Origin of the sequence: Streptosporangium sp. NPDC049248 (genome assembly GCF_040678965.1) — a bacterium.
Classification (GTDB): domain Bacteria; phylum Actinomycetota; class Actinomycetes; order Streptosporangiales; family Streptosporangiaceae; genus Streptosporangium; species Streptosporangium fukuiense.
In genome coordinates, this window is sequence record NZ_JBFAQY010000046.1 from 1 (window position 1) to 16,173 (window position 16,173).

The window sequence follows — 16,173 nt, forward strand, 5'->3', positions numbered from 1 at the left end:
CACCGGGATTCCCAGTGGCCACGCCAGGAATTTTGATGGCCATCAGCCAGGAGAAATCTGGCCGCTCAACTGGAGAACGGCGTGTCCGCTAGCACGAGGAGTACCGCACGCTCGGAGCCGTCGCGAAGGGACCATCCCCGCAGGCGCGGGGCCGACTCACGGTCAAGGTCGTGGGCAACAACTACACCGGGACCATCCCCGCAGGCGCGGGGCCGACCATGATGATCTCTCCAACATCAACCACCTGGGGGGACCATCCCCGCAGGCGCGGGGCCGGCGCCTGATTCCTGGCTTGACCTGCACAATCACGAGGACCATCCCCGCAGGCGCGGGGCCGACAGGAAGGCGAAGAACTGATCAGCTCGGTCGCTGGGACCATCCCCGCAGGCGCGGGGCCGACCCTGTTGGCCACCAGGTGGGGCGGCTGTCGGGTGGACCATCCCTGCAGGCGCGGGGCCGACCTCGGGGAGGCGGGTCTCCTCCCACGCGTCCAGGGACCATCCCCGCAGGCGCGGGGCCGACGTCAGCTGAGCCATGGCCGGGTCGCGGTGCGGGGGACCATCCCCGCAGGCGCGGGGCCGACGGGCTCCGAACGAGATGGGCCTAGGGTCCACGGGGACCATCCCCGCAGGCGCGGGGCCGACGCGGTGTGTCCGGTGGTGGATACACCACGCATAGGACCATCCCCGCAGGCGCGGGGCCGACCCCTTGCGCGCTCTGGGCCATCTGGCCGATCAGGGACCATCCCCGCAGGCGCGGGGCCGACGTAGAGCTGGTCCACGAGATCGCCATCCGTGACGGACCATCCCCGCAGGCGCGGGGCCGACCCACGTACCATCTTTTTTCGGCCTTCAGGCCAGGGACCATCCCCGCAGGCGCGGGGCCGACCTGCGTGACGGCGAGGCGATGTTCTGGGCGCCGGGACCATCCCCGCAGGCGCGGGGCCGACGGCCTGCTCTTCACCGCCGCGAACGTCCAGGCAGGACCATCCCCGCAGGCGCGGGGCCGACCGCTCCATGAAGAGGCTCAGTGAGACCGGCCGGGGACCATCCCCGCAGGCGCGGGGCCGACCCGATGATGGACGCCCACGGGTCGGAGCTGGTGGGACCATCCCCGCAGGCGCGGGGCCGACCTGCTGACCGCTGATACGCGCATCGCCCGCGCCGGACCATCCCCGCGGGCGCGGGGCCGACACGGTGAAGCCGACCATCGTCACCGCCCCCTTGGGACCATCCCCGCGGGCGCGGGGCCGACCCCGACGGGATGCCCCGCAGGCGGCCGTCCAGCGGACCATCCTCGCGGGCGCGGGGCCGACTGCCGCACCAACGCCGCCGCCATGGGCGAGGTGGGACCATCCCCGCAGGCGGGGCCGACGCCCTGGCGGCCGGCGCTGCGATCGGCACCGCGGGACCATCCCCGCAGGCGCAGGGCCGACACCGGCCCGATGGGCGCCGGCATGGGCGCGAGCGGACTATCCCCGCGGGCATGGGGAGCACTTACGTTCTCTGTTGAGTTGTCAAGGTTCGGTGAGGTCGTCTTTATAAATGGGCTTGGTAGGTGGTGGTGTGTCTGGCCTTGTAGAGGGTTATCGGGTTTGTGTGGGGGCGAGGCTGAGGAGGCCGCAGCCGTAGGACTTGGCGCGTCCGATGCCGGTGGTCAGGGCGGTGGTGAAGGCGGCAGGGTCGGTGACTACGAGGTGGCCGTCGTAGCGGACGGGGGCGATGGTGATGGGGTGTGGTTGTCGTTTCTTGCCGATCAGCCGGGGGATCGTGCTCGCGGTTACATCTGGGGGGCCTTGGCGGCTGGCGGGGATGACGAAGCCGTGTTGGTCGCCTTTGCCGATGAGCCAGGCGATCTGTTCGGCGTGTTGTCGCAAAGGGACGCGTTGGTGTTTTTCCGCGCCGTTTTCGACGCGGATGCAGCGGGTCGGGTTGGCCACGAGCCGGAAGGTGAAGCGCCGGCCTGCTTTGATCGCATCGAGTACGGGTTGCAGGGAGCGGACCTCGGCGCTCTTGAGGAGCAGCCCGTCGGGAAGGCGGGCCCAATCAGGGGCGGTATGGCTTTGGACGTACTGCACGATGCCGGCGGGTGCGACGGTGTCCAGGCGCCATAGGACGCCGTGGGCGCTGCGGTAGGTGGCGGTGGGCGGCAGCTCGGGGTAGGCCGACATCAGCGTGCGGTGCATGTCGTGGACGTCGGCGACATCGCGCAGGAAAGCCGGGGATTGCTGGTTGAGGGTGAGTTTGGTCAAAAACACAAGGTCTCTCCTGCGGAGATCATGTCGTCGGTCAGTGCGACCTCGCCCATGTGGACGGTGCGGGAGGCAAAGCGCCTGTTGCCGTGGGCGAAGCTGAGCGGCTGGTCGTGGCGGACCTGCGCGCCGATCCGGGTGGGCGGGCATTCCACGACGGTGCGTAAAGCGGGCCGGTTCGGCCGGTTTCTCATCCGGGCCCGGTCCTGGGGTGAAGGCTCCAGCCAGGGGTGGGTGGCCAGCACGTTCTCGGCGTTCGTGGCGGCCGGCTGCTGGGATGGGGTCAGCAGGGGGCGGGCGGGGACGTAGGCTTTTCGGCCGAACGACAGCCGCCAGTGTGGTTGTTTCACCGCCGCGGCCACCCTGCTCAGCAGGGGCCCATCGCCTTCCAAGACTGCCAGGAAGAGTGCATCAGCCAGGTAGTAGCGTTCGCTGACGACGGTACGGTGGCCGGTGCCGTGCGTGGTGGGGACGTTTTGGGTGGTGTGGTAGTCGCGTTCCATGGTGCCCTCGCGGTCCACCCGGATGGCCAGGCGCAGCCGGGCCAGTTCGGCCAGGGCCGCGTCGTTGTTTCGGTCGATGCCCAGTGCTGCCGCCACCAGGCCCACGACGCCTGATTTCGTTGGCTCAGCCATCGTGTCGCGGGTGATTCCGTGGGAGCGGATGCCCCATGACTGCATCGGCGCATCCAAGCACAGCGCAAGAGACATCGCGCTGGTGTTGCTCATCTGCCGCTACTCCCCGACGCCGGCGAGCAGGGTGGTGGTGAAGGCCTCAAGGCTGTGCACGTTGTGCACGCCATCGAGGTCGGGCACCTGTCCCGATACCGATGCCGCGCTCGCGCTGCGGATCTGGTCGGCGCCGAAGAAGCCGCGCAATTTGCCGAAGTGGTCGAAGAGGCGCTGGGTTGAGCCGGCCATGAGGTCGTCGTCGGTGACCGGCTTGAGGAAGGCATTGGCGAGGTTCCACGCCCCGTGATCACGCGTCACGCCCAGCAGGGTGTCGGGCATGGTGCGTGCCGCCATCGAGTTCTGTTTGCCGCTGGGCACAGCGTTGATGAAGGCCAGCAGCCAGGCACGGGTGGCGCGCTGGACCAGATCGAGGTCGCCGTGCAGGTTCGCGGTCAGCTGGGTCACATCGACGTTGGCGTAGCGGTAGTAGCAGGCGGAGTTGAAATCGATCGTGCCGAGCATGTCGGCGCCGGACTCATCGTGGGGTTTCAGATCGTCGACGGCGGTGTAGAAGTCGAACTCGGTGACGACGACGTGGGTGGAGATGGCGTGGGCGACCTGGGAGGCGGCCTCGACGTTGAGGTCCTTGTTGTCGGCGATCATCCGCCCGAACAGGGCGATGTCGGCGGCTCTGCCGGCGTCCAGGATGCGGCGCACCGTGGCCATGGCGTTCTTGTCGGGTTTGATCTTCGCCTGCTGGGCGGCGGTCTTGGCCGCGGCGAACGCCTCCAGGGCCTGCCACTCATCCAGGCAGTACCTGGTCAGCTGGTCGATCGATTCGCTGCCGACATACAGCAGGTACTGGGTGAGCCCCTTGCCGACATCGAGGCCGAACCCGAGTTGCTGCAGGGCGGCCATCGCCACCGACCCGGCCTGGTCGGGGTCGCGTCTTTCCTGGACGAGGCCTTCCACGACGCCGTCGAGCAGTCGTTTGGTGCGTACCCCCACCTCGGTGGTGTCCAGGCCGTACTCGGTGAACAGCAGCCGCGCCGAGCGCTTGAGGCTCTGGCTGGAGATGCGGCCGCGCACGTGCCCGCCGAACGTGGCCGTCTTGGGCTGGCCGACATCGTCGCGGTTGAGGTTACTGACCGGGAAGGACTGAAGCAGGTGCAGTTCGATGATCACTGGGTGGTCTCCGGAAGATCGGTGGAGGGCTCGCCTGAGTTCTTGGTCGTTGGGGCTGAAACGGGCAGGTAGTACTCCTCGGCCCACCGCAGGCGTACGCTGCTGGCCCGGTCGCCGCGGTGGTCCTTGCCGAGCAGGGTGACCAGGTCGTCCAGGAGGCGCCCGTAGTGGACCGGGACTTCATGGGCCGACAGCAGCCGGATGGTCTGGCGTAGATGGTGGGGGAGGGCTTGTTTGTCTCTGGCCAGCAGCTGGGTGAATCGCCGCTCCACCGCCGGGCTGCCCAGCTTCTTGTGCAGCCGGCCCATCGAGGCCCCCAGGGAGCGCGGCCCGGCGCCGCCTTTCCAGGGCAGCGGATGCAGCGCGAACAGGCCGCCCACCAGCAGCCATACCTGTTGCTCGGCGCTGTCGTGGGGCGGCTCGTGGCCGAACACGATCGCATAGGCCTGGTACTGCCTGCCCTCGACGAAGCTGTGTCGCAGGCGCGCCAGCGAGCGGCGCGCCTGCGCGGAGCGCCTCGGGTCTCGTGAGCGCAGCTCGTTGTCAAGACGGTAGAGATAGGTGACGTAGGCATCTCGCCGCATGGCGAGCGGATCAGGCATCGGTGTCCTCTGCTCCATTGCAGTAAGCGGCGAGCTGGGCGTGAAACCGGTGTTCGGCGACGGTGAGCCGGGTGCGAAACAGGCCGTGGTGTTTTCCCAGAGCGGCCATCGCGCGGCCCTCGGCGGGGGAGCCGGCGACCCAGCGGGCCACGGCCACCAGGGCCAGCTCGGTGACGTGCCGACCCCACGCCCGAGTGGCGGGTGCTTCCGATCGGCCGGCGTTGCGGGCATCGCCCACCTCGATCAGGAACGTTCCGAACGGCTGAGACAGCCTCGGCCAATACAGGCCATCGATGTCGGCGACGGAATTGTCGCGAAACTCATGGTGGTAGCCCGATCGCAACGCGCGAAGCGCTGAGCCGGCCTCATCGGCCAGGGTGATCGCGCAGCCGATGATCGCGCCCAGGCTCTCATCACGCGCTCGAAGGAGCGCAACGGGGGCGGGAATCTCCTCCTCCAGCCAGGTCTCCACCACCGATGCCTTGGCATCGAGACGTTGCCCGAAGACGCGCAGGGTGTAGACGGTGTCATCGGGGAGGTAGCGGCGCTCGGCCAGGTCGGCTATCTGGTCGAGCGTGCCGGGACGCTGGCGGTTCTTGCCCTCCTCCCACAGGTCGGTCAGCAGAAGTTCGACGCTGTGACGCCAGATGCCCCGCAAAGGATGCAGCCGGACCCCCAGCAGAGGGGCGTCTCGCTTGAAGCGGCCTTTGGCGTCGCGGGGCTTGCGGAAGGCCGCCATCATCTCCTCATCGGCAAGACGCGCATCCAGCCGCGTTCCCGGAGTGATGACCACGCCGTCCACCAGCGTGTCCTGGCCGCTCCCAGCCGCAGACAGCAGGACCCGCCGCGACGGCCAGGTCAAAAGATCGGTCCAGCCGCGCGCCGTGCGCTTGTCCGGTCTGGGGGAGGGCCCGGCCTCCTGTTCCCACACCGGCGCGTCCTGGGGGGTGGTCATGGCGGGCTTTTCGCCCTCGGGGCGGTAGATGAGGGCGTTGAGCAGCAGGGTTTCTTTGAGGGTGCTCCCTTCCACCAGCACGACGCCGAACCAGTTGCACGGCGCGCGCTCAGAAGACTTGTCCTTCTCATACGGGGTCTTCATGCCTCCCGGATCGAAAGCCTGCAGGGCGACCAGCCACCGGGCCGCCTCCGGCGCAGAGAGCGTCACCTGATCGGCGGAGGTGGTGTGGTCGAACAGCGTCACGTTGTTGCCGACCGCACGATAAGAGACGAGCTTGGCCGCGGTAGCCGGAGCCAAGGTCACCAGGTCGGCGCACTGCATGAACGGCAACCGGGGATGAAACAGGTCGAAGCGGTGGCGGTGACGATCCAGGTAGGTTCGCAGCGCATCGGCGGGAAACTGTTTCGCCGCCCACAGTCGCCCCCAGTCGGCCTCGCTTGGCGGGCCGTAGGCGCGGTGAAAGACCGCGAGCAGGAGCCGGTGCAGCGCCGCCGTCATCGTGGGCGTCTCAGCGGCGAGGCGCCGGATCGTATGCGCTGCGGCGATGACGTCTTCGAGCCCCATGAGCCTGGCCTGGCCGTCGAGCCCGACGACGGGAATCCACGGCCGCGACAGCAGATCAAAAGACGCAGCCCCCACCTCGTCGGCCGGCGGCGCCGGGGCGGCTTCTTCCAGGTGCAGGCCGCGCTGGTCGTGATAGACCAGCACGCTCCCCCCCACGGCGCATCGGTCCTGGGCCAACAGCAACACCCGGTGCTTATGCAGCCAGGGACAGCGGCGGAAAAGCTGCGGTACGGGTGTCGCGGCGATGGCCCGCACCACGGCGGAGGGCAACTCGCCCGGCGCGGCCAGCTGAACGGAGGCATCCAGCAAGGTCTGCAACGTGTGCGCGGGCGGAGGATCAGAAGCGGTCAGGTCGATCACGACGTCGTCGTCGCCGACCGCGATGGTATGGCCGTCGGGGGCCACGCGAAGCAGCACAACGTCGACGAAGACGACGTCCTCGTCGTCGGGGGAATTCACGGGGTGTATCACCTGTCTCGCGTTCGGCCGGTGTGCTTGCTGTGCCTGGTCAACTCGCTCAGATGAGCCACCGCGCTGGGATGGGGCAGATACATCAGCCGGGCGTTGCGTTCCGCCGTCTTCCGCTTGCGCTCCAGTTTTTCGGCCGCCACACGCCAGGCCTCTTCCCACCCGGCGGGGCACGCGATCGCCTCCGGCGCCCCATAGAGCGCATCGACCAGCCCGGGCACCTCACCCGGCAGGTCAAGGCTGGTTCGGTGGTGCAGTAGCGCCCAGGTGCGCAGCAGCGTCATCGGCGCGTAAACCGTCTCAAGATAGGGCGGGAAAAGCGGCCCGGTCTCGGTGTCGACCACCCCGGCGATCGCCAGGACGGGCTCACCACGTGCCGCATCCCGGCTGTGGCGGTGCAGCCGGCCGGCCCGCTGGATGAGCCAGTCCACCGGCGCCAGGTCGCTGAGCATGGCATCGAAGTCAAGATCCAGCCCTTGTTCCAGCACCTGGGTGCTGACCACGATCGCTCCCTGCCGCGGCCGCTCCCCCCCTTCCCCGAAAGCCGCCTGAAGCTCGGCTTCGACCACGCGGCGAGCGCCGACGGCCAACCGGCCATTGATCATGATCAGTCGTGGCCGCAAGGCTTTTGGCTGGGCGGCGATGCGCTTTTCCACCGCCGCATGGGTGGCCGCCGCCCGGCGCACCAGATTGTGCATCACCACGACTGACCTGCCACCCGCTGCCTGCCCGAGCGCCCAGTCGACTACGTCCTCATCACGGACCCGGCTCAACCGGAGCGTGCGGTCAGTGTTGAGTTTCGACACCCCCGCCGCCCTGGCCACCGGTCTGCCTGTGCCGGCCAGGCTCACCCGGGGGTAGCCGGCGCACGGCTCCATCGCGGGCACCTCCCGCGGTAGGCAGCGCAACAACCCCGACTGCCAGGCGGCCACCAACTCCTGCCGCCGGCCCGAAGGAAGCGTCGCCGACAACATCACCACTGATGTGCCCAGCCGCCCCAGCCAGGCCAGCAGCCGATCAAGCAACGTCGACATATAGGTGTCATAGGCGTGCACCTCGTCGATCACGACGACCTTGTTCGCCAAAGCGGCCAATCGCACGAAGTCATGACCCGATCGGATGACCGCCTTCAACGCCTGGTCGATCGTGCCGACCCCCACAGGAGCGAGCAGGTTCTTCTTGCGGGTGAACCACTCCTGGGCGCCGACATCTCCCTCCTGCTGCTCGTCGTACCCAACCCCGGTAGGCGTAGTGGCCCGTTCACTCAGATGATCTTTGGCGGTGGAGTGGATCAACCGGACCGTGACGTCATCCCCGAGCTCGGCTACCAGCTCCTCCAGCTCGATCAGCATCTGGTTGCTCGTCGCCTGAGTCGGCATGGCGACATAGGTGCCCATCAGGTCGTTCTTGGCCATCAGGGCCGCTGCGGCCTGTAGCGCCGCCTTCGACTTGCCCTCCCCGGTGGGGGCTTCCACGATGATCAGACTGGGTTCGTCGCGGTCCAGAGTCATCTGCTCGACGAGGACCTGCACCGGCCGTGGCGGCTTTCCGGGAAACAGCTCACCGAACCGCGCAGGTGGAGTCCAGGGGCGAAGTCCGAGCCTGTCCACGGCCAGGACCGCCAACTCCTCTGCCTGGTGGGCGTAGGCGGGAAGGTCACGGCCATCGGCGTAGGGGAAGTTTTCGGTGTCTGAGGCGATCCAGTCGCTGATCGTGGTCAGGGCGGCGAACCCGACTGCGGCCCCGACGCTCACGTGCACGTCCTGCCAGCGGGTTTCGCTGGGCTCAGCCAATCCGCGCACCGCCAGAACCTCGCTGACCAGGTCATCGCGCCAGCCCCTCCAGCGGTGTCCGCCGTGGTTGTTGACCTCGCGCCGCGCCTGCCTCACAGCGGCCCCGTCAGGAAAATGACCGTGATGACCGCCCAGGGCAACGGCGAGAACCTCAGCGGTATCCGGGGACGCCCCCCACCGCAGCAGAAGGTCTTTGAGGTGCAAGGTCGTCACCAGGCCGTGCGGTGTGTCGATACGCCGCCCCAGCCCCGCCCTCTTGCGCACCGACCTCACATCGGCCGCCGCGGACGCGTCGAACCTCGCCACGGCCAACTCCACCTGCAGTCCTTGAAACGTGGGACTGTACTTCCCAAGATCATGAAGACCGCACAGGGTGGCGATCCACCTCTCGGCCTGCCCGAGCGGCTCGAACGCCGCACGCAACTCCTCCCGGCACCGCGGCCCGAGCACAAGCTCCATCAGCCGCTCAGCCACCGCAGCCGTATCAAGAACATGCCCCATGAGAGGGTGGCACTGACTGCCGCCCGCCTTGGCCCAAGCGGCCCACAGGGCCGCATCAGTGCTCATCGGATGATGCGGTGGAGCAGGTCGAAGGTCTTCAGGAACTGGATACCAGCTGTTGCGAGTGCGGCCAGGAGCGGTATGAGGGGGCCGCCCGTGCTGCCGAGCGCATGATCAACCACAGCCCAGGCGGGCGCAGCGGTACAAAAAGCAAGAGCAGTCGCGGCGCACACGATGGCCGGCATGCGTACATCTACCCGGCCGCCAGAGCTTGGCCCTTTCACTCTCTCGGACTCGTCTAGCATGGCAACGCTTCCTCCTATGTCTAATGGGGTGCGGAAGCAGAGTGGCCTCCGTTGCACCGGGGGCCACTCGTCGTTTCGGCGCACGTCGAGATCACGCAACGCCATCTCGACGTGAGAGAGCTTGTGGACTGCATCCCCGTAGACACGGGGACTCCTGTCGGTGAGCCCGCTTACGAGGGGTCATCTCCACGGTCGGAGATCAAGGCTCAGTGCCTGCCTTGCAGCTGCCAAGGGCTGATCGTAATGCCCCGGGCAAGATTTTTCCGCGCTTTCAAAAACAAGAATGAGCTCATTGTTGAAGAGGTGGGTGCTACCGCTTACGACTTGTTTTCGCTTGAGCAGAGACCAAAGGAATCTCCCAGCGACACCTGCCCGGCTAGCCATGCGAAGCCAGTCGAGGATCCGGCACCTGCTGAAAAGCCGGCACCTCCAGTCCGGCCGCGCGTGTGACGTCGGTCAGCGACTCCACCCGGCAGGCGGATGCCAACGCGGCCTTCCCGACATCGCGAGACCCCGCCTATCAGGCACCAGCCATCGCCCATCAGTAGCATTTGCGGAAAGAGTGTCCCGGCGATCAGTTGCCGCACCTGCATCGCAAGCTGGCGATCTCCAACGATCCGGCCACCACACCGTTGTGGGCCAGACGCCGCCACAACGGCAACCACCCATCATCACGGTCATGCTTGGCCTAGAAACCGTACGCGTCGCGTCCAGAAAACCATCGAAATGATCAGCTAACGCCTCCTTGTCGAATATGCACCTATTTAAGCCATTATCTCCAGCAAAAATTTGCGAACCGCAAATCATCCCACCCGCAACACCAAAAGAACTAAATAGCCAAATTTACTATATAAATCCCTTTAGTGTAGTTATGTCCGTAAGCGTTAGCATCCGGGAGGTCTTGACCGGCTGAGCGGTTACGCTTGCTCATACAGAACCCCAGGCGCTATGGCTTGCCCATAGGTCACCGATCGAGTGTCTTGAGATACTTGATAACTTAATCAAGGTTGGAAATGTGTAGAATGTCGCATTTCTTAACTGTTCGTATCCACGATCACCCCGATGATCCTGCAGGTCAACGAATGTGCTCCCCGCGCCTGCGGGGATGGTTCGTCGGGCTCTGGCCCCGTCGCCACTGGTATCAAGTCGGCCTCGCGATTGCCGCTCCTTCAACAAGAAGCGTGGCGACAGGCCGGTCGTGCTGCACACCGCGACCTTCGAAGGCCGGCTGCGCATCACCGATCCGGTGGTCTTCACCGAGCGGCTGCTGGGTGGCATCGGCCCCGCCAAGTCCTACGGCTGCGGCCTGCTCACCCTGGCCCCGCTCCCAGCCCGCCCCCTGCCTCTGAGCGGTCGCCGTCTTGCGGAGAGCAGGTAATGGCCGACATCTGGTGGAAGGCCCATCCGCACGACCTGCACCGCATCGCCGACCGCGTCTCCAACCTCTACGTCGAACGCAGCCACATCGACCGCGACGAGAACGCAGTCGTGATCATCAACAAGCGAGACACCGTGCGGGTACCGGCCGCCATGGTCGCCGTCCTGCTCATCGGCCCCGGCACCCGGGTCACCCACGCAGCCATCCGCCTGCTCGGCGACTCCGGCACCGCGGTGTGCTGGGTCGGCGAGCAGGGCGTGCGCATGTACGCCTCCGGCCTCGGCCCCAGCCGAGGCTCCGGCCTGCTACACCGCCAGGCATGGCTCGTCACCCGGCCCAAGGAGCGCCTCGGCGTCGCCCGCGCCATGTACGGGATGCGCTTCCCCGGCGAGGACGTCTCGACGATGACGATGCAGCAACTACGCGGCCGCGAAGGCGCCCGTGTCCGCAAGCAATACCAGCTGCACTCTCGCCGCACCGGCGTGGCATGGACCGGCCGCGACTACCGCCCCGGCGACGCCTTCGCCACCGGCGACGACCTCAACCGTCTGCTGTCGGCCGCCAACGCCGCCCTGTACGGCATCTGCCACGCCGTCATCGTCGGACTGGGCGCCAGCCCCGGACTCGGCTTCGTTCACACCGGAGCGGCGACCTCCTTCGTCATGGACATCGCCGACCTGTACAAGGCCGAGTACACCATCCCGCTCGCCTTCGACCTGGCGGCCAAAGGCCTGACAGAGGAGCGCGACGCACGCCTGGGCCTACGCGACCGGATCGCCGAGGACAAACTCCTTGGCCGTATCGTTCGCGACGTCAAGGGTCTGCTGAGCCCCGATGGTGTGGAGATCCCGGATATCGAGGTCAACGAGTTGTGGGACGAGAAGCTCGGCACCGTCGCCGGCGGCGTCAACTGGGCAGGCGCGGAAACGACCTCGATCGACACCACGATCGAGGAGATCATCCCTGCTGTCATGGGCGAGGAACACATCGCGGTCATCGGCCCGGAACTCGAAGAACAGCCACATGACCGGCCTGCAAACGGCCGCGAACCGAGCGACACATGACCGTCATCGTCCTGATCGCCGCCCCCGAAGGGCTACGCGGTCACCTCACCCGCTGGATGGTCGAGGTCAACGCCGGAGTCTTCGTCGGCAACCCCAGCAAACGGATTCGAGACCGAATCTGGGAGCTACTCGCCTCCCGCGTCGGCGACGGCCAAGCCGTCCTCGTCGAGCCCGCTGCCAACGAACAGGGCTGGGCCATACGGACAGCGGGCAAGGACCGCTGGTACCCCGTCGACTTCGACGGACTGATTCTTTCTGCCCGTCTTCGCCGATAAAGTAGCTGGTCAGCAAGTGTCGGCCCCGCGCCCGCGGGGATGGTCCCTCCGATGCTCTAGCGCTCGTCGCGGAGATCAAGCCGGCCCCGCGCCCGCGGGGATGGTCCCTCACCCGTCACCGGCACCTATCGCCATCAGTGGTCGGCCCCGCGCAGCACCGGCATCTTCCCGGCCGCATTGCCCAACTGCAGCCGATACCGGCCAGGGGCGACGGGTTGGCCGTCGACTAGAAGGCGCTCGTCGTCGGTGTAGATGATCGCGTCGGACACGATCAGCACGGGCAGGTTCTCCTCATCAGTCATGCTCTCGACGATGGCCCACGCGCCGGCCTCCCGTCCGGCGCCTGAGCACACGAAGAAGGGCGGGAGCTACAAGGAGCCCCCGCCCGCCGAGTGATTACGGCGTAATCACCGGGCTGTCGTCGCCGACAGCAACTCCACGAGCGTCTCCAGGTCTTCCAGCGACAGCCGTTCACGAAGCGCCGCCGCGATCGATGCCGGCGGCCCAAGAGTGATTACGCCGTAATCGCTGTGTCCCCTCGATGTCTTCGCGCCCTTCCCCATCCGTGGCGATGGTGCGGTGTCGACGGACGCGTCTATGGGATTGTGCCCACCTCGGACAGGCTGTGCGAGGTCGAGTTTCGGAGCAGGTACTGGCAAAACGGGCAAAGCCTGTTCTTGTGGGGGCAGTTTCCCGATCTCCCGTGCGTCCTCGATCCTCAAGGTTCCGTTAGTGATCGCCTGCTGCAGTTCCGGGATGAGCTTGAGCAGTACGAGCCGCTGTGACACCCAGCCCTGTGATTTGCCGAGCAGTTCGGCGACGCCACGCTGAGAGAGACCTTCCTCTTCCATAAGGTCCCTGATGCCATTCGCTTCCTCCAGCGGGTCCAGGTCGGATCGCTGGATGTTCTCGATCAGAGCGTCGGTGCGACTGCCGGAAGCAGACTCTCGGACCTCCACCTTGACCTCGTCCAGCCCAGCAAGCTCGGCTGCGTGCCGTCGCCGATGACCGATGAGGATGACAAACGGTGCATTGCCGATCTTCTCGGTGTGATGCGGATGCGCGGTGAGCCACGTAGCTCGGGGAACGACTACGAGCCGCTGCAGGATGCCACGCTCTTTGATGGTCGCGGCGAGACCTTCCAGATCCCGCAGTTCCTCCCGGGGGTTGTCCGGGTTGTCCGCCAAATCTTTGAGCTTGACCGTGTCCGGCCACTTCGGGGCACTGGCCAGTTCGGGTACGGCGGCCTTGCCGACCCTCAAACTTGCCAGGCTCGTGCGCTGTCCTGCCATCAGCCGTTTCCGTTCCGCATCCGCTCGTGCTCCAGCGCCAGTTTGTAGAAGTCCTCGCGGGCTTCCATCGCAACCCGGTTCTTCGGATATTGAGTGACGACGAGACCCTCAGCCGGAGCGCGAGTATGAACCTTGTAGTGCCGGACGACTGTGCGGGCGAGCGGCCAACCCTGGGCGCGGACGAACTCCAGCGTCTCCTCCAGGTCAGCGCGACCATCACGCGGATCCCAGTTGTTGGCCACTACGAGGTACGGGATACCGCGGGGCTTCACGACCTTCTCGACGGTGTTGAACGTCGGGTCGAACGCTAGCGATTCTGGTTCTATCGGGATGAGCACGTCATCGGCGCAGGCCAGAACCCGGCGCAGCGCCTCGGCGAAGCTTGAACCGTCGAACGGATCGTCGGCATCTTCGTCGACGGTGGGAATCCAGCCGGGGGTGTCCACCCAGACGTGCTTGACGCCGGGAAGATCTCGGAGGTTCGACAGATCTTCGATGTCATCGGCGTTGGCTTGCACGAAGTCGAAGGGCAACGCTCGAGCGGCGGCCTTGTCCGGATCGGTCTTGGCAAGCTCTTCGGCTGCCTCGACGACCCGGTTGGACCACCAGACAGCCGATCCCTGGGGGTCGATCGAGACGACAACGGTGGCTTCCTGCTCGCCTGATGCGTCGGCTGTGACGGCGGCGAGATTCATCGTCGTCGTGGACTTGCCGACGCCGCCCTTCTGATTGAGGACGACATGGACCTTTGCCATGAGAGCTCCTATTCCGTGTGCTTCCCAGCGACTGCACTGGTACTTCGGATGGCGGAGTAACTCTCTCAGATGATCAGGTGATTACGCCGTAATCACCTTTCACGGGCGTGTGGTGCCGGTGACTCTTGTGCTCAAGGTCGTGCGTCAGCGAGTTACACGACCGCCCCCTTGAGTCATTCCGGCTCGTACGAGCTGCTCTCGTGTGTGCTGGAGGAGTACCTGACGCCTCTCCGCCGCTGTGGCAAAGCGAGGTGACCGACAGCCTCTTGAATGCAGCGGGGCCCGCCCAGTGGAGATGGGCGGGCCTCGTGTCTGTGAGGTGATGTGTCAGTGCAGGCCATTTCGTACGTCGATGACGATCACGGTGATGTTGTCGGGACCACCGTGGTTGATGGCCAGTGTAATGAGGTGATCAGCTACTTCTTCTGGATCTTTCGACGAACATAGAGCGTCTTGGATGAGCTCACGAGGAACGACTGAGCTCAGTCCATCCGAGCACAGCAGGATCCGGTCGCCGGAGCGGAGCTCTCGAGCGGTGAGATCGGGGGAGCGGCCATCGGCTCGGCCATCGAGGAAGCGGGAGATACGCCCGGGCAGGTTCGGCACGCTGCTGGCGTCGGCCACTAGATTCCCGTAGGTGTGGTCCTCGGTGATCTGGACGAGCCCCGGAGCCCCGCTGGTGCCGGAGTCAGCACTGCGCAGCAGGTAAGCGCGGGAATCACCCACGTTCGCCAGGACCGCCGTCGACCCGGACCACAGCATCGCCACCAACGTGGTGCCCATGCCTGCCAATTCAGGTTCGGTTTCTATCCTGCGGTGCAGGGCCTGGTTGGCTGCGTAGACCGCCTGTCCCAGGATGGTGATCGGATCTGCTGGGTTGCTCTGACGGTCGTGAGGTCGCAAGGCTTCGATCACGGTGGCGCTGGCGATGTCGCCAGCGATGTGGCCACCGAGGCCATCGGCAACCGCGAACAAGGATTGACCTGCGTAAAAGGAGTCCTCGTTGCGTTGGCGCACGAGCCCGACATGGGTGCGAGCTGCGGCTTCAACGATGACGGTCATGGCGGCATCACCTATCCGTCTCGGTGTCTTCGGGCCATGGATCTTGGGCGGATTCATCGCGGTGTAGAACGTGAACGGTTTCGACCCGGTCGCTGGCCACGATGTACTCCGTCACCTCTATCGGCTGGCCGTCGCGCCCCGACGTGCCCACGCGCACGATCTCCAGCACGGGCAGGGTGGTTGGAATCTCCAGGAGGCTGGCCTCGTCTTTGGTCGGCATCCGGGCTCGGTGGATCTCCATCCAACTGATGGGCCAGTGGCCGGCCTTCTCCAGTCGATACAGCCAGTCTCCAGGTCCCGGAGCTTGGGAAGCGACCTCTGCGGCGTCAGCGACCCCACGCGGATGGATCCACGAGATGTTGATCTGGAACGGAGGCTCCGACTCGGGGCCGGTGACCCGGAAACGGCGCATCACCGCCGTACCCACCGGGACTCCCAGCAGTTTCGCGATACGGGGATCAGTCAGCGGTTCGGAAGCCGCGACCGGCGGGATGTGGTGCTTCCACACCTCTTGGCCGGACGCTGACGGGAACGAGTAGCCGGGATTGTCAGTGGCGACGTTCCGCTTCACCAGGTTCCCCCGCGGCCTGCGCAGCCGCATCGTGCCCTGTCGGACCATGGTCCCCCGCCGGGGGATGGATACCAGTAGACCCTCGGCCTCAAGTTCGCCTATGGCGGCCGCCACGGAACCTCGGGCTGCTTTGTAGTGCGCAGCCAGGTCAGCCATACGAGGGATGGTCTCGCCAGGTTGCCATTCCCCACTCTGGAGGCGTCGCCGCAGGTCCTCAGCGATCTTCTTGTATCGCGCTGCTCCAACCATGATCCCCTCCCTCCTTCCAAATCATTTGTTTGAACATATTGACAGGTGGGGGATCCTGCAGGCAACATTCGATTTGTTTGAACAAATCATAGTGCCCGTGCGATCCCCTGCCAATGTCCGGTTTGGGAACGCGAGCGGCCCCAGCGATTCGAGCGCTGGGGCCGCAGAGGGCCGCCCGTCTCTCCACTTGGCAGCAGGAGGAACGACCCGTGATCAAAGAGCCTACCGA

The 16,173-nt window shown here is 66.1% G+C and carries 14 protein-coding genes and 1 CRISPR repeat array; of the genes, 3 read left to right on the plus strand and 11 right to left on the minus strand.

Features of this window, described 5'->3' with window-relative positions; translation table 11 throughout:
* Positions 1-128 precede the first annotated feature (128 nt).
* Positions 129-1,496: a CRISPR direct-repeat array (repeat unit 28 nt; unit sequence GGACCATCCCCGCAGGCGCGGGGCCGAC).
* Between the two features lie 89 nt (positions 1,497-1,585).
* From cas6e (AB0K21_RS42175) to cas3, 6 genes are read right to left on the minus strand one after another with little or no spacing between them, the layout of a single operon-like run.
* Positions 1,586-2,257, minus strand: a complete 672-nt coding sequence (cas6e, locus tag AB0K21_RS42175; protein ID WP_364158380.1) for a type I-E CRISPR-associated protein Cas6/Cse3/CasE — start codon at positions 2,255-2,257, stop codon at positions 1,586-1,588.
* Entirely contained in the window at positions 2,248-2,979 is a 732-nt protein-coding gene (gene cas5e, locus AB0K21_RS42180; protein WP_364158383.1) for a type I-E CRISPR-associated protein Cas5/CasD, read from the minus strand. The genes cas6e (AB0K21_RS42175) and cas5e overlap by 10 nt, the downstream gene beginning before the upstream one ends.
* A 6-nt stretch (positions 2,980-2,985) precedes the next feature.
* The gene (cas7e, locus tag AB0K21_RS42185; protein WP_364158386.1) at positions 2,986-4,107 is read right to left on the minus strand and encodes a type I-E CRISPR-associated protein Cas7/Cse4/CasC; all 1,122 of its coding nucleotides are present in this window, start codon (positions 4,105-4,107) and stop codon (positions 2,986-2,988) included.
* A complete protein-coding gene (casB, locus tag AB0K21_RS42190; protein ID WP_364158389.1) occupies positions 4,104-4,709 on the minus strand; it encodes a type I-E CRISPR-associated protein Cse2/CasB in 606 nt (201 codons plus the stop codon). Before casB ends, cas7e begins: the two co-directional genes overlap by 4 nt.
* Positions 4,702-6,690: a type I-E CRISPR-associated protein Cse1/CasA gene (gene casA, locus AB0K21_RS42195; protein ID WP_364158392.1), complete on the minus strand. Its 1,989-nt coding sequence runs from the start codon at positions 6,688-6,690 to the stop codon at positions 4,702-4,704. The genes casB and casA overlap by 8 nt, the downstream gene beginning before the upstream one ends.
* A gap of 8 nt (positions 6,691-6,698) precedes the next feature.
* On the minus strand, positions 6,699-9,059 hold the full coding sequence (gene cas3, locus AB0K21_RS42200; protein WP_364158395.1) for a CRISPR-associated helicase Cas3': 2,361 nt from the start codon (positions 9,057-9,059) through the stop codon (positions 6,699-6,701).
* Positions 9,060-10,403: 1,344 nt separating this feature from the next.
* Between cas3 and cas6e (AB0K21_RS42205) the strand changes: the two genes are divergently transcribed.
* From cas6e (AB0K21_RS42205) to cas2e, 3 genes are read left to right on the plus strand one after another with little or no spacing between them, the layout of a single operon-like run.
* Positions 10,404-10,676 carry a type I-E CRISPR-associated protein Cas6/Cse3/CasE gene (gene cas6e, locus AB0K21_RS42205; RefSeq protein ID WP_364158398.1) on the plus strand — a complete coding sequence of 91 codons (273 nt, stop codon included), beginning with the start codon at positions 10,404-10,406 and terminating at the stop codon, positions 10,674-10,676.
* Positions 10,676-11,740, plus strand: coding sequence for a type I-E CRISPR-associated endonuclease Cas1e (cas1e, locus tag AB0K21_RS42210; protein WP_364158401.1), 1,065 nt, complete (start codon positions 10,676-10,678; stop codon positions 11,738-11,740). The genes cas6e (AB0K21_RS42205) and cas1e overlap by 1 nt, the downstream gene beginning before the upstream one ends.
* Complete coding sequence (gene cas2e / locus AB0K21_RS42215; RefSeq protein WP_364158404.1) at positions 11,737-12,015, plus strand: type I-E CRISPR-associated endoribonuclease Cas2e; 279 nt, start codon at positions 11,737-11,739, stop codon at positions 12,013-12,015. The genes cas1e and cas2e overlap by 4 nt, the downstream gene beginning before the upstream one ends.
* Before the next feature lie 134 nt (positions 12,016-12,149).
* On the opposite strand, the gene AB0K21_RS42220 is transcribed toward cas2e, so the two are convergent.
* From AB0K21_RS42220 to AB0K21_RS42240, 5 genes are all read right to left on the minus strand, one after another.
* Positions 12,150-12,317: a hypothetical protein gene (locus AB0K21_RS42220; RefSeq protein ID WP_364158407.1), complete on the minus strand. Its 168-nt coding sequence runs from the start codon at positions 12,315-12,317 to the stop codon at positions 12,150-12,152.
* Positions 12,318-12,422: 105 nt separating this feature from the next.
* On the minus strand, positions 12,423-13,307 hold the full coding sequence (locus tag AB0K21_RS42225; RefSeq protein ID WP_364158410.1) for a ParB/RepB/Spo0J family partition protein: 885 nt from the start codon (positions 13,305-13,307) through the stop codon (positions 12,423-12,425).
* Positions 13,307-14,062 carry a ParA family protein gene (locus AB0K21_RS42230; protein WP_364158413.1) on the minus strand — a complete coding sequence of 252 codons (756 nt, stop codon included), beginning with the start codon at positions 14,060-14,062 and terminating at the stop codon, positions 13,307-13,309. The genes AB0K21_RS42225 and AB0K21_RS42230 overlap by 1 nt, the downstream gene beginning before the upstream one ends.
* A 327-nt stretch (positions 14,063-14,389) precedes the next feature.
* On the minus strand, positions 14,390-15,124 hold the full coding sequence (locus AB0K21_RS42235; RefSeq protein WP_364158416.1) for a protein phosphatase 2C domain-containing protein: 735 nt from the start codon (positions 15,122-15,124) through the stop codon (positions 14,390-14,392).
* Positions 15,125-15,131: 7 nt separating this feature from the next.
* Positions 15,132-15,944 (minus strand): GntR family transcriptional regulator, encoded by an 813-nt coding sequence (locus AB0K21_RS42240; RefSeq protein WP_364158419.1) that lies wholly within the window; start codon positions 15,942-15,944, stop codon positions 15,132-15,134.
* Positions 15,945-16,173 lie beyond the last annotated feature (229 nt).

What these genes read in the sequence shown, in the direction of transcription:
- AB0K21_RS42235 (WP_364158416.1), bottom strand. Translation starts at nt 15,124, where the DNA reads ATGACCGTCATCGTTGAAGCCGCAGCTCGCACCCATGTCGGGCTCGTG.
- casB (WP_364158389.1), bottom strand. Translation starts at nt 4,709, where the DNA reads ATGCCTGATCCGCTCGCCATGCGGCGAGATGCCTACGTCACCTATCTC.
- cas3 (WP_364158395.1), bottom strand. Translation starts at nt 9,059, where the DNA reads ATGAGCACTGATGCGGCCCTGTGGGCCGCTTGGGCCAAGGCGGGCGGC.
- AB0K21_RS42220 (WP_364158407.1), bottom strand. Translation starts at nt 12,317, where the DNA reads ATGACTGATGAGGAGAACCTGCCCGTGCTGATCGTGTCCGACGCGATC.
- cas2e (WP_364158404.1), top strand. Translation starts at nt 11,737, where the DNA reads ATGACCGTCATCGTCCTGATCGCCGCCCCCGAAGGGCTACGCGGTCAC.
- AB0K21_RS42225 (WP_364158410.1), bottom strand. Translation starts at nt 13,307, where the DNA reads ATGGCAGGACAGCGCACGAGCCTGGCAAGTTTGAGGGTCGGCAAGGCC.
- cas5e (WP_364158383.1), bottom strand. Translation starts at nt 2,979, where the DNA reads ATGAGCAACACCAGCGCGATGTCTCTTGCGCTGTGCTTGGATGCGCCG.
- AB0K21_RS42240 (WP_364158419.1), bottom strand. Translation starts at nt 15,944, where the DNA reads ATGGTTGGAGCAGCGCGATACAAGAAGATCGCTGAGGACCTGCGGCGA.
- cas1e (WP_364158401.1), top strand. Translation starts at nt 10,676, where the DNA reads ATGGCCGACATCTGGTGGAAGGCCCATCCGCACGACCTGCACCGCATC.
- AB0K21_RS42230 (WP_364158413.1), bottom strand. Translation starts at nt 14,062, where the DNA reads ATGGCAAAGGTCCATGTCGTCCTCAATCAGAAGGGCGGCGTCGGCAAG.
- cas6e (WP_364158398.1), top strand. Translation starts at nt 10,404, where the DNA reads ATGGTTCGTCGGGCTCTGGCCCCGTCGCCACTGGTATCAAGTCGGCCT.